Consider the following 12736-nt stretch of genomic DNA (forward strand, 5'->3'; position numbering starts at 1 on the left):
CCCCCGCCACAACGACGGCCAGTTGCGGCAGCAGCGGCTCTGACAGCTGTCCACCCGGCAATATGGAGGGCAGTACCTGCGCGCCGAGGCTGATCCTCCTACGCGCCTCGCTGCGGCTGATCCTCAGACGGGATCGAAGATAGTCGGCATTATCCCGAAATTCCGTGCCCTTGGGTGATCCGACGTCGTTGCGCGTGTTGGTGGAAGGGAGCGGCATACGGCGAGGTGACTCGCCTGCGCGGGCAACATCCTGCTGTTCCACGGCGTGTGCACCAATGACCTGCAACTGTTCGACGACGCGGGCAAGGCCCTCGAGGTCTGCCACGACGGAGGCGAGGGACGCGGTGGACTGCAGGAGGCTTTCAACGCGGAACGTCTCAGCAAAGTTGGCCAATTCCGCACGGACAGATTCCAGGACCCCTGAGTCCTGCTGCTCATACGCGGTGATTGCCATGCATCAAACGTATCGAAGATATGTTCGAATTGCATGGAGAATCAGCCAATGTGGAGGAGTGGAAGGGGACTCGATATCCACAGTAGGTTTGAAGCATGGGTGGATTTGCGGACTACGCGCCGAACGTCAGTCGTCAGCCGAAGGCAGTGATGACCACCCGTAAAGCACTGCACCATGATCTCCGGTCCGTCCTGGACATTGAACGCGACTCCGGCCGCCAAGCCAACGCAGCCTCACTCGAACGTGCGATCAGCGATCCACACCGGCTGGTCCTCGTTGCCGAAACGCATGAACAGATCATCGGCTGGGCCAAGACACACTACTGGGACCACAGTGACGGTCCCGCTCCGGCTGGACACTACCTGGGTGGCCTCACCGTCGCCCCACTATGGAGACGCCAGGGCGTGGCGGCCGAGCTCACTACTCTGCGACTGAACTGGATTAGACAACACGCCGGCAAAGCCTGGTACGTAGTCCACGCAAACAATCGCGCCTCGATTGAACTTCACCAAAAGTGGGGCTTCAAAGAGGTGGCAAGAGCACCGATATTTCATACGTTGCAGTTCACGGGTGGCGTGGGTTTGCTGCTGCGGGCGGACCTTACGTAGGCATCACACCCACATAGTTGCCGGCCGGACGCAACCGCAACGGACTCTCCGAGTACTCCTCCAGAATGTGCGCAGTCCACCCCACGCAACGTGCCAGCCCAAAGATCCCTTGCCCGGCGGTCGGATGCATCCGCCCGCCAATAGTCAGTGCAGCGAGTGCCAGGTCAATGTTGGGCATCCGGTGAGTGCGGGACGTGACGACGGCGGTAAGACGGTCGGCGGCCTGCGTCACCTCCCGGTAGCGCGGCATGGTGCGCATCAAGCTCAGTAGGACATCCGACCGGGGATCACGTTCCTGATAGAGCACATGACCAAATCCCGGGATGCCCTTTCCCTCGGCCAGTTGACGGGAAATGGCTGCTTCGGTGTTGCCGGTGGCAATAACCTCGTTCAGCATGGCTGCGGCTTGGCTGCTGGCGTGACCATGCAGAGCACTATCGAACGCACCAAATGCACTGGTCAACGCTGCATAGGGGTGTGCCCGCGCTGATGCGGCCACACGCGCGGCAAGGGTTGACGCGGCAAGATCGTGGTCGATGAGCAGGACCAGCGCGGCGTTGAGCAGTTTCCGGTCACCGGAGCTGCCCGGCAGCGGACTGAGCTTGGACCACAACGCCGAAGCGATGGACGAGCCGGAAGGAACTGTCTCCCCAGGCAGTGCCGCAACCATGGTCGCGATGGCACGCGATGCCAAGGTCCACACAGTCGGAGTGGTCAGGTCCCATTTCACCGGATCGTGCACAGCGGACAGCAGCAATGTATGCAGGAACAAATCCACCGGCCTGGCACCATCCAGCGGAGAACCTCGGATCAGCTGGGCAACCTCGTCAAACGGCGCGAAGACAAGGTCACTCCCGGCCTCCCATACCAGCGCTGTCACCTCTTCAAAGCTGCTGACCATTGCGAGGCGGGCAGCAGGCACACCCCGGTAAAACAGCTCGTCGGACCGAATCAAGGTGATGGAGGAATCCAGCACCATCAGCGGAGACCCGGCCACTGGGGAACTACTCCGGGCGCGGCGGTTGTGCGCCAAAGTCTCGACTTCCATCGGATCGAATGTGGAGCCCACCGAGTCCGTTATCCGTTCGCTGGAAATCAGTCCGCGCGATACATAGGAGTAGAGCGTGGCCGGCTTCACCCCCAGGCGTGCGGCGGCCTGTGCCGTGGAAAGACGAGCCGTGGATAGGCGAGCCGTGGATAGGCGAACAGGCATATTGATCCAATCAATATTGATTATCTATTAATCAATGTCGGTGCTGTGATATTACCCAACACTTCAGGAGGCCACCATGCAGACAGCATCACGATCCAACAACACGCTCATCGACGTTCCGCGGGGCCTGACCAACGTTGTGGTGGCAGATACTGCGCTCGGCGAGGTGCGCGGCCACGAAGGCTTTTATAACTACCGTGAGTACTCCGCCGTCGAGCTCGCAGAGAAAAAATCTGTGGAGGAGGTGTGGCATCTCCTGCTGCGCGGGTCCCTCCCTACGGCGGAGCAACTCAGTAAATTTCAACCGGAGGCCCCACCGGCCCTCCACCCGAGCACACAACAGGCCCTGCCGATCATTGCCCGGGCAGCCCAGGCAGGCGACGCGCTCGCCGGGTTGCGCACCGCCCTGGCACTTGAAGGCGCCGCAACCGCCACACGTCCACTGTTCGACCTGAACGCGGAGGACCGTGAAAAAGACCTCATCCAGCTGGCGCTGAAGGTGCCGGTGATCATCGCCGCACTCCACCGTCACAACACAGCACAAGACCCGGTGACGCCCGTTCCCGGCGCCGGCTACGTCGAAAACTACCTCCGCATGATCACCGGAACTACTCCTCCACAGGAACATGTCGCCGCCGTGAGCACCTATCTGGTCGCCGCCATTGACCACGGGTTCAACGCCTCGACCTTCACCGCGCGTGTGATCGCCTCGACCGGCGCCGATGCAGCCTCCTGCCTGGTTGGCGCGCTGGGTTCCCTTTCGGAACCGTTGCACGGCGGAGCCCCCAGCCGCGTGCTGGACACGCTCGATTCAATCGGAACCGAGAACAACATCGACGCCTGGATCACCGAAAAGGTTCAATCAGGCCAGAGAATCATGGGCTTTGGCCACCCGGTCTACCGCACTGAAGACCCACGCTCCCGCCTCCTGAAGAAAGTGGCGCTCGGTTTCGGAGGTCCCAGGGTGGACTTTGCGGTCAAGGTGGAAGAACGTGTGCCGGTGTTGCTGGAGCTGCTCAAACCGGGCAGAGCGCTGCACACCAATCTTGAGTTCTATGCCGGGGTTGTGATGGAGCAGTGCGGACTGAACCGCAGTCTGTTCACCCCCACCTTCGCTGCGGCACGGGTTCTTGGCTGGACAGCCAACATCCTTGAGCAGGCGGCGGACGGTAAGATCATCCGTCCATCAGCCCGCTATGTAGGTCCGACGGCACCCCAACCGGTGCCGTAACCAATCACGCACGACGACGACGACGGGCCGTGGCGCACCGCCGGTGTGGACTTCCCGGATGCTCCCTTCTAAGGTCAAGGAACCAGTCGAAGAAAGAGGCCGCAGTGAACAAGGTTGAAGCCATGGTGATTGTCGGTGCAGGGCTCGCGGGTGCCACAGCAGCCGCCACGTTGAGGGCGGAGGGCTTCGGCGGCCCCGTCATCCTGATCGGTGCCGAGGATGCGCAGCCATACCTGCGCCCGCCGCTGTCCAAGGGATTCCTCGCGGGCAAGGAGAGCGAAGAGTCGCTGCTGCCGTACCCGGCGGATTGGTACACGCAGAACAACGTGGAACTGATCCTTTCGGACGCCGCCACACATATTGATCCGGTGGCACACACCGTCCAGCTCACCAGCGGACGCTCGATTCAGTACTCCAAACTCCTCCTCACAGTGGGCGCATCCCCACGCAAACTTGACCTCCCCGGAGCCGGGCTGGGCGGTGTCACCACCTACCGCACCAAATCGGACAGCCAATACCTCCACACCGAACTGTCCGGCGGGGGGCGCCAGCTGGTGCTCATTGGGTCCGGCTGGATCGGCATGGAGGTTGCGGCCACTGCACGGGAGCTCGGCAATGAAGTCACGCTCCTTGGCCTCGAAGAGGTTCCGCTGAGCGCCGCAATCGGTTCCGAGCTGGGCAACGTGTTCGCTGCCCGACACAAGGAGGCCGGGGTGCGGTTCCTCCTCCCGGCGTCGGTGAAGGAAATCAAGGGCGACGACGACGGCGGTGTCACCTCCGTTGTCACCAGCACAGGGGAGGAACTTCCCGCGGATCTCGTGGTCATCGCTGTGGGCGTGACACCAAATACCGGGCTGGCTGAGGCCGCTGGACTGACTGTCAGCAACGGTATTCAGGTGGACTCGGGGCTGCGCACCGGCGTTGAAGACATCTTCGCCGCCGGTGATGTCGCCAACGCGCTGCATCCGGTGACGGGTGAGTATGCACGCAGTGAGCACTGGGCCAACGCCATCGCCGGGGGAGAGGTTGCCGCGAAATCGATGCTCGGTCAACGGGCAGAGCTTGACGCCATCCCCTATTTCTACACGGACCAGTTTGATCTTGGCATGGAATATTCCGGCTACAGTTCCATTGCCAAAGACGCTGAAGTAATCATCCGTGGCAGCCTGGAGGACAGGGAGTTCATCGCCTTCTGGGTCCGTGATGGAAAGGTGGTGGCGGGCATGAACGTCAATGTCTGGGATGTCCAGGAGGTTATCCAGGATCTGGTGAAGAGCGGCCGGACAGTGGATGTGAAAGCACTTGCCGATCCGATGACGGAGCTTGGCAGCTTGTGAAACCCTTTCTCCTGATAGCGACGCGGGCGCAGGATGCTGCCGCCGACGGCGAGTATCAGGGGTTCCTTCGCTTCGGCGGACTGGCACCGGATCAGCTGCATCGGGTCCGGGCGGAGACGGGCCCTTTACCCGCCATCGATTTGGCGGACTACTCAGGCGTCCTGATTGGCGGCAGCCCGTTCAACTCATCCGATCCGGAAGTGGACAAAACCCTGGTGCAACGACGGGTCGAGCGGGAGATCGCAGAACTGCTGGACGCGATTGTCGCAGCGGACTTCCCTTTTCTGGGCGCCTGCTACGGCGTGGGAACGCTCGGCCGTCATCAGGGTGGGCTGATTGACCGGACCTTCGCCGAACCCATCGGCGCGGTTCAGATCACCGTGACTGACGCCGGGGTTGCAGACCCACTGCTCACCGGCCTGCCCCGTACGTTTGATGCCTTTGTTGGGCATAAGGAAGCCTGCACCACGCTGCCGGCGGGCGCGGTGGTGCTGGCGTCGTCGTCGTCCTGTCCCGTGCAGATGTTCCGCATCAAGGAGAACCTTTTTGCCACCCAGTTCCATCCTGAGTTGGACGTGGATGCGCTGGTGCAGCGGATCGACATCTACCGCCACGCAGGCTACTTTCCGCCCGAGCAGGCGGAGGACTACATGGCGCGGGTCCGCACAACCAAGGTCGATCAACCTGCCGTGATTCTCCGCAACTTTGTCCGCCGTTATGCGGTGGACCGGACAGGAGCTCGGACCTACGCGTGAGTGCCGCTACAAAATCGGCCGGCACCCGTGACGGCGATGCGTGCACCTGACATGTAACTGCCGTCGTCGGAGGCCAGGCGGCCAGGAGGACGTGCGCTACAGGTGTGTTTTATTGTGGAACGACGTAGGCGATGCTAAACCTTGAGAATCACAAACCAAAGGAGCACCATGACCAGCCTCGACGACGAATTGCGCACCCTCTCCGAATGGAGCCGCCAGCTGACGCAGGCCCTTCAGATTCTTGATCTTGAGGTGGACCATCAGCGCATCGTGGAGGTCGCCGAACAGACTTCCCGTGAAGTGTCGCCGTCGGCCGGCTCCATCAGTGCTTTCCTCATCGGCTATGCCGCGGGGACGGCAGATACCAGCGGCAGAAAAGGCGCCGATGACGCCGTTCAGTCAGCGGCCGACGTCGTTGTGCAGGTCTGTGCCAAAGGCGTGGAAGACGGCCCGGACGAGAAAGGCTGGACCAAGACGGCCCAATAACGCGCACGACACATGCGCCCCGGCGAGCAGACTGGACCGAGGCGCGAGCAATCCGGACAAAGGTGAGTAGGGAATAATGCTCACCTTTGTCCGGATTGATCACCGCGAAGGGAACTATCACCGGCGGGCCTCAGACCGGGGCTGCCTGCACCTGATCCGATGAGAGTTCCAACCGGACAATGACAGCTTTGGAGATGGGCGTGTTGCTGCCCTCGGCAACGTGGTTCAGCGGAACCAGAACGTTGGCCTCCGGATAATAGGCCGCCGCACAACCGCGCGCCGTCGGGTAGGACACCAACCTGAACTTCCGCAGCACCCGCTCCATGCCGTCCTGGTGCTCACCGTGGACGTCCACCAACTGCCCATCGGAGAATCCAAGTTCTGCGAGGTCATCCGGATTCACAAAGACGACGTGGCGGCCCTTCTTGATGCCGCGGTAGCGGTCATTGTGGCCGTAGATGGTGGTGTTGAACTGATCGTGTGAGCGCAGCGTCTGCAGGATGAGGGTGCCCGGCGGCCGCTCAACGTGTTCCAGCTCGTTGACAGTAATTATTGCCTTGCCGGTGGGCGTGCGGAACGTCCGGGAGTCGCGCGGCCCGTTGGGAAGCACAAAGCCGCCCTCCTGCCGGATCTTCGTGTTGTAATCCTCGCAGCCGTCCACCACGTGGGAGATATGTTCGCGGATGAGGTCGTAGTTCCTTTCAAAACCGTCCCAGTTGATGTTGTCCATGTCGCCGAGCACTGCACGGGCCAGGCGCGAGACAATGGCAACTTCCGAGAGCAGGTTTGGCGCGACAGGCTCCACCTTGCCCCACGAAGGGTGTACCGCACAGACCGTGTCCTCCACCGAGACAAACTGCGGACCGGTGGCCTGCACATCGATTTCCGTCCGTCCCATGGTTGGCAGGATCAGCGCCTCTTTGCCGATCACGGTGTGTGAGCGGTTGAGTTTGGTGGAAATCTGGACGGTGAGGTCAGTGTTCCGCATGGCTGCTTCGGCCGCCTGCGTGTCCGAGATGGCCGACACCAGGTTTCCGCCGAGCGCAATGAAGGCCTTGATGGCGCCGTCGCGCATTTGGTTTATGGTTTCCACGGCGTCCACGCCGTGTTCGCGGGGGGCATCGAACCCGAACTCGTTTTCGAGGGCGTCAAGGAACGACGGCGGCATCTGCTCCCAGATGCCCATGGTCCGGTCGCCCTGCACATTGCTGTGGCCGCGGATGGGGGAGGCTCCCGCACCGGGCTTACCGATGTTGCCGCGGAGCAGCAGCAGGTTGATGATCTCCTTGATGGTGGCGACGCCCTTTTTCTGCTGCGTCAGCCCCATCGCCCAGGTGATGATGACCCTGTCTGCCTTCAGGTATCGCTCGGCCAGTTCGTCAATTTCCTCGATCCGCAGACCGGTGGCTTCGAGGACCGCCTGCTCATCGAGCTCGCTGAGGTGCTCCCTGAGTTCGTCGAGTCCCTGGCAGTGCTTGTCAAGGAACTCGTGGTCAAGGACGGTTCCGGGGTTCTTGGCTTCGGCATCGAGTACCCGCTTGGACACAGCCTGCAGCAGCGCCATGTCTCCGCCAAGCCGGATCTGCATAAACTGATCCGCAATGTCTGTGCCGCGGCCTATGACTCCGCTGACCCGCTGCGGATTCTTGTACCGCTTGAGCCCTGCCTCCGGCATCGGGTTGACCGCAACAATATGTCCGCCGGCCTTCTTGGTTCCCTCCAGCGCCGTGAGCATCCGGGGGTGGTTGGTGCCGGGATTTTGTCCCATGATGATAATGAGGTCCGCCTGGGCGAAGTCCTCATAGCGGACGGTTGCCTTACCGATTCCAATGGTCTGCCCCATGGCCCAGCCAGACGATTCGTGGCACATGTTGGAGCAGTCGGGCAGGTTGTTGGTGCCGAACGCGCGCACAAACAGCTGGTAGATGAATGCTGCTTCGTTGGACGTGCGGCCGCTGGTGTAGAAGGCGGCCTGGTGGGGGGAGTCCAAGGTCTTGAGCCGTTCGCCCAGAATGGAGAACGCTTCGCTCCAGCTGACCGGCTTGTAGTGGTCCTCACCCGCAGGTTTGTGCACCGGCTCCGTGAGCCGGCCCTGCATACCCAGCCAGTACTCGGACTTCTCCAACAGATCGCTCACCGAATGTTCGGCCCAAAAGTCGGTGGAAATGACCACGGGGGTGGCCTCCCAGGTGACGGCCTTGGCGCCGTTCTCGCAGAACTCGAAGTTGCTGCGGTGGCCTGGATCCGGCCACGCGCAGCTCATGCAGTCAAAACCGTCCTTTTGGTTGAGGGCAAGCAGCGTCTTGGCGCTGTTCACTGCGCCCATGTGCTTGATGGCGGGCTGCATGGAATGCAGCACCCCGGGAACGCCGGCTGCCCAGTCCTTGGGCTCGCCCACCTCGAGCTCCCGCTCGTCGGCTTCTTCCACGGGTGGGTTGGTGCGGGTCATCGTTGGTTCCCTTCCCTGCCGGCTGCCACCTTTGGCACCCGGCGCTTACGGTTCATTCCTTACTGTAGGCCTAACAGGAACAGGTAATGAACCGCAAGCTCCGCAGCTCGTTTCGCGGGTGAATGGTCAGTCTTTGCGATGAATGACCGGTGCGCCCGCCACGTCGGCCAGCAACTCCAGCACGTGGTGGTAGTTCTCGCCGGTGGCACGCGTCATCCCCAGCTCGCAGGTGCGGTTGCAGGACGCATGGGCGGAGGACGAAAACGCGCCAACCTCCACCGCCTGCGCGCGCGTTGCCGACTCCGTGAGTTCGGGGTGCAGCATCCCACGGTCTCCGGCAAATGCACAGCAGCCCCAGGACTCCGGAACCTGCACGGTAGTGGCCACGGCAGCGGCCACCCGGGTAAGCGCCGGGTTGACGCCCAGCCGGGTGGAGGAGCAGGTGGGGTGCAGTGTCAGCGAATCCAGCTTGGTGTATTCGCCGAGCAGCGGAAGAATCCGAGCCGCCGCAAACTCCACCGCATCCATCACCCGCAATGGCGCCTGCCCGGGATTCGGCACTTCCGCCTCGATGGTGGCGAGCAGGCCCTCCGTGCAGGAGGAGGCATCGCACACCACCGGCAGTTCGCCGTCGTTGGTGGCCTGCCGCAGCCCCTGGAGCACACGGACGCGCATGGACTCCTGGCCGCCCGCCATACCCTTCGAAGACCACGGTGTGCCGCAGCAGAGACTGTCGATCCCCGGTGGCACCAGCAGCGTCACGTCCGCCAGCGCGCACAGCTCCTCGAACCGCAGCTGCACCCCGCCCGAGGAGGATCCGGCCGGACCAAACATGGTGCCCACACAGGCCGGAAAGTACACGGCGTCTGGCGACGACGACGGCGCGGGACGGCCGCGGGCGATCCCACCAGCGGGCAGCTCCGGCGAGTAGAGCGGCACGGTGTCAGACCCCAGCACTGTACGTGCTGCCTTGTTCGGAGCGAGTACGACGGCGGACGGCAGTTTGCTGGTCAGCGTCAGTGCAGCGCCCGCGCCGCGGGTCACCGGTCCCCAATGATCGGCGGCGGTCTTCCAGCCGGCACGCGCCACCGGATTCGACTCTTCCTTGCGGATCCGCTTCACCAGGCTGCCGGTGTTGATGTCCACGGGACAGGCAGTCTGGCACATGCCGTCCACGGCGCAGGTTTGCACCGATTCGTAGGCGTAATCCTTTTCCAGCGCCGTGACCAGGGCGTTGTCGCCGTCGAGCCGCGCCTGTTCAATCGCCCGGAGCGTTACAATCCGCTGGCGCGGTGTGAGCGTGATGTCCTTGCTTGGGCACACCGGTTCGCAGTAGCCGCAGGAAACACAACGGTCCACCTCCTCGGCCACCGCAGGCGCCGATTTGATGTGCTGCAAATGCGCCCGCGGATCGTCGTTCATGATGACGCCGGGGTTCAGCATTCCAGCCGGGTCAAAGAGCGCCTTGATCTCTCTCATCACGGCATACAGTTCGTCGCCGTACTGCCGGCGCACATACGGCGCCATGACACGACCGGTGCCGTGTTCCGCTTTGAGGGAGCCGTTCTCGCCGAGCACCAGGTCCACCATGTCCTCGGTGAACGCGTGATAACGGTCCAGTTCCGCGGCCGACGCAAACGCATCGGTGAGCATGAAGTGGATATTCCCGTCCTTCGCATGGCCAAAAATCACGCTGTTGCGGTACTGGTACTTCTCGAACAGGTGATTCAGCTGCACACACGTCCGGGCTAATGACGGGACCGGAACCACCACGTCCTCCAGTAGCGCGGTGGTTCCCTGCGGCCGGGCCCCGGCCACCGACGCGTACAGCCCCTTGCGCAGATGCCACAGTTCGGCGCGCGCTGCGGCGTCGGTGCTGAACACGGCTGGTGCGCTCAGGTTCAGGCCCGCCAGGGCGGCGGACCCCACGGCCTGCGCGTCGCCGAGTTGGGTCGCCGAGTCAGCGGAGTATTCCACCAGCAGCGCCGCATGATCCACCACCGTCAACCCACGGACGACGGCGGGAGTCCCCGGAATGCTCTGCCCCACCTTCAGGGACAGGGCGTCCATGAGCTCCGCGGTGGCCACGCCGGATTCCACGAGTGCCGGAAGAGCCGAATTGGCTGCCTGCAGATCATCAAAGACCAGCAGCCCGGTGGCGGTGTGTGCACGGACCGGTACAGTGCGGAAGACCGCTTCGGCCACAAAACCGAGGGTGCCTTCGCTCCCCACGATGAGGTGGGCAAGCATGTCCACGGGGCGGCTGAAATCCAGCAGCGAGTTCAGCCCGTAGCCCATGGTGTTCTTCATGGAGAACTGCTGCGTAATGGTGCGTACGGACTCAGAGTTGGACCGCACCCGCTCGGCCAGCCGGAGCAGACCCTGATGCAGTGCCGGTTCCAGCGCACGAAGCTTTTCATCCGCGCCTGCCTCCGCGGTGTCCAGCACCGTGCCGCTGGGGAGGACCACTGTCAGCGATTCGAGGGTGCGGTAGGCGTTATCCACCGTTCCGCAGTGCATGCCGGAGGAGTTGTTTGCCACCACGCCGCCGATGGTGCACGCCGATTCGCTGGCCGGGTCGGGCCCGAACTTCCGTCCATAGCGTGCCAGTCGTGCGTTGAGCATCCGTACCGTAACACCGGGTTGGACACGGACCCGGGCGCCATCGTCGAGCACGTCGATCGTCCTGAAATGCTTCCGCACATCCACCAGCACGCCGTCGGTGACCGCCTGGCCGCTAAGGCTTGTGCCCCCGGATCGCAGGGTCAGCGGGATGCCCTGGGCTGCGCTCGCCTGCAGCAGCCGGCCCACTTCCGCGGCATTGGTGGGCACTGCGACAGCCCGCGGGATCAGCAGGAAATGGGAGGCGTCATGGGCGTTGGCGTGCAGATCGATGGCGCGGGTCCGGATCTGCGCCGGGTCGGCGACGGCGGTGCGGAAGGCGGAGAGCAAGGGGGGTGCTCCTGGTGGAATGGAGGGCGCTGGTGGAGAAAGTCTATTCTGGGAAAATCACCGAAGTACACGCGAAAGGCAGTGCCATGATCTTCATCGTCGTCAAATTCAAGGTCAAACCCGACTGGAGCAAACCGTACGCGGGCTTTTAAGCGGGCGGGCTGGCCAGACGAGGATTTTCAGGAGCGCTTGCCGACGTCAGGACAGTGGGTCAGATGGCATCAGCAAAGAGGTTTCTTGCCTGATGCCATCCGGCGTTGATGACGTTCTGGGCAGGGTCCGTGTCACCCGCGGTGGGGGCATGTAGCAGGGCGTGCATCCGGTGGAGTAACTGTTCCCTGTGGAGGGACGTTGAGGGAGCGCGGAGGACGGCGTCCCAGACATCATTGACTGTGCTGCACTGCGTCACGTTACCTGTTAGCCCACGTATCTGCCAGATGTCCCCTGCGACCTGCACACCAGGGATCCCTGACAGGCCATGGCAGAGTGCGTTGATGGTTTGCGCCGCAATTAGCCGTTTACGGAGTGTCCCGACCTGCCCCAGCACCTCATCGGGGACCACCGTTCGTCCACAGACTCCGCACATTTACGGGGTCCCCATCACTGCATCACGTCGCCGGAGTTAGGTCCCAACGTTTGCCCGACGAAGAGGTTTCCGCCGGGGTCGCTGGCGAGCAGCACGGCCACCGGGGCAACCTCGGCCGGTGTGCCGAAGCGTCCCAGGGGCAGCTCCTTCCGTTTGGCGGCCTTCCAGTCTTCGGAGATGCCCTCCACCAGCGGTGTTTCGATCGGTCCCGGAGCTATGCAGTTGACCAGCACGTTGTCACCAGCCACCTCGAGGGCGAGGGACTTGGTCATGCCGATAACGCCCGCCTTCGCCGCACTGTAATGGCTGAGGCCGGTGCCGCCCTTGATGCCCAGCTGGGACGAAATATTGATGATCCGCCCCCACCTGTTCGCCCGCATATCGGCGACCACCTCACGGCAGCAGAGGAAGACCCCGGTCAGGTCGACCGTGATGGTTTCCTGCCACCGGGCCAGGGACATGTCCTGGAGCGGTGATTCGGTCAGCAGGCCTGCACTGTTGACCAGGATGTCGATCCTGCCCAGCTCCGCCCGCGCTGCGGCGAAGCCCGCCACTATGCTGGCCTCGTCGCCCACATCGACCGTGATCGAGTGGGGGGACGGCATCCGGTCCAGCACCACCACCCGGGACCCATCTCCTCGGAAGGCATCGGCGATTGCTTCGCC

At 63.0% G+C, this 12736-nt stretch carries 10 protein-coding genes and 1 pseudogene; 5 read left to right on the forward strand and 6 right to left on the reverse strand.

Going from position 1 to position 12736, the window contains the following annotated elements:
* A pseudogene (locus Y708_RS29645) lies at positions 1-454 on the reverse strand (hypothetical protein); the annotation flags it as partial.
* A gap of 95 nt (positions 455-549) precedes the next feature.
* On the opposite strand from Y708_RS29645, the gene Y708_RS0105780 reads away from it, so the two are divergent.
* The gene (locus tag Y708_RS0105780) at positions 550-1062 is read left to right on the forward strand and encodes a GNAT family N-acetyltransferase (protein WP_253905700.1); all 513 of its coding nucleotides are present in this window, start codon (positions 550-552) and stop codon (positions 1060-1062) included.
* On the opposite strand, the gene Y708_RS23175 is transcribed toward Y708_RS0105780, so the two are convergent.
* Positions 1055-2275, reverse strand: coding sequence for a citrate/2-methylcitrate synthase (locus Y708_RS23175; RefSeq protein WP_035775434.1), 1221 nt, complete (start codon positions 2273-2275; stop codon positions 1055-1057). The genes Y708_RS0105780 and Y708_RS23175 overlap by 8 nt on opposite strands.
* A gap of 76 nt (positions 2276-2351) precedes the next feature.
* Between Y708_RS23175 and Y708_RS0105790 the strand changes: the two genes are divergently transcribed.
* The 4 genes from Y708_RS0105790 to Y708_RS0105805 all read left to right on the forward strand — a co-directional run bounded on the left by Y708_RS0105790 (position 2352) and on the right by Y708_RS0105805 (position 6084).
* On the forward strand, positions 2352-3506 hold the full coding sequence (locus Y708_RS0105790; RefSeq protein WP_051478658.1) for a citrate/2-methylcitrate synthase: 1155 nt from the start codon (positions 2352-2354) through the stop codon (positions 3504-3506).
* A 104-nt stretch (positions 3507-3610) separates the two neighbouring features.
* A complete protein-coding gene (locus Y708_RS0105795) occupies positions 3611-4843 on the forward strand; it encodes an FAD-dependent oxidoreductase (protein ID WP_028279196.1) in 1233 nt (410 codons plus the stop codon).
* Positions 4840-5598: a glutamine amidotransferase gene (locus Y708_RS0105800; protein WP_028279197.1), complete on the forward strand. Its 759-nt coding sequence runs from the start codon at positions 4840-4842 to the stop codon at positions 5596-5598. The genes Y708_RS0105795 and Y708_RS0105800 overlap by 4 nt, the downstream gene beginning before the upstream one ends.
* Before the next feature lie 168 nt (positions 5599-5766).
* On the forward strand, positions 5767-6084 hold the full coding sequence (locus tag Y708_RS0105805; protein ID WP_028279198.1) for a DUF6457 domain-containing protein: 318 nt from the start codon (positions 5767-5769) through the stop codon (positions 6082-6084).
* A gap of 130 nt (positions 6085-6214) precedes the next feature.
* Here the strand turns inward: Y708_RS0105805 and Y708_RS0105810 are convergent, their stop codons facing one another.
* From Y708_RS0105810 to Y708_RS0105830, 4 genes are all read right to left on the reverse strand, one after another.
* Positions 6215-8533 carry an FdhF/YdeP family oxidoreductase gene (locus Y708_RS0105810; protein WP_028279199.1) on the reverse strand — a complete coding sequence of 773 codons (2319 nt, stop codon included), beginning with the start codon at positions 8531-8533 and terminating at the stop codon, positions 6215-6217.
* Between the two features lie 126 nt (positions 8534-8659).
* A complete protein-coding gene (locus tag Y708_RS0105815; RefSeq protein ID WP_028279200.1) occupies positions 8660-11485 on the reverse strand; it encodes an FAD-binding and (Fe-S)-binding domain-containing protein in 2826 nt (941 codons plus the stop codon).
* A 211-nt stretch (positions 11486-11696) separates the two neighbouring features.
* Entirely contained in the window at positions 11697-12047 is a 351-nt protein-coding gene (locus Y708_RS0105825; RefSeq protein WP_028279201.1) for a hypothetical protein, read from the reverse strand.
* 38 nt (positions 12048-12085) lie between these two features.
* Positions 12086-12736, reverse strand: a 651-nt coding sequence (locus Y708_RS0105830) for an SDR family NAD(P)-dependent oxidoreductase (RefSeq protein WP_028279202.1), incomplete at its 5' end; no start/stop codon positions are given.

It is taken from the genome of Arthrobacter sp. H5 (assembly GCF_000520595.1).
Lineage (GTDB): Bacteria > Actinomycetota > Actinomycetes > Actinomycetales > Micrococcaceae > Arthrobacter_D.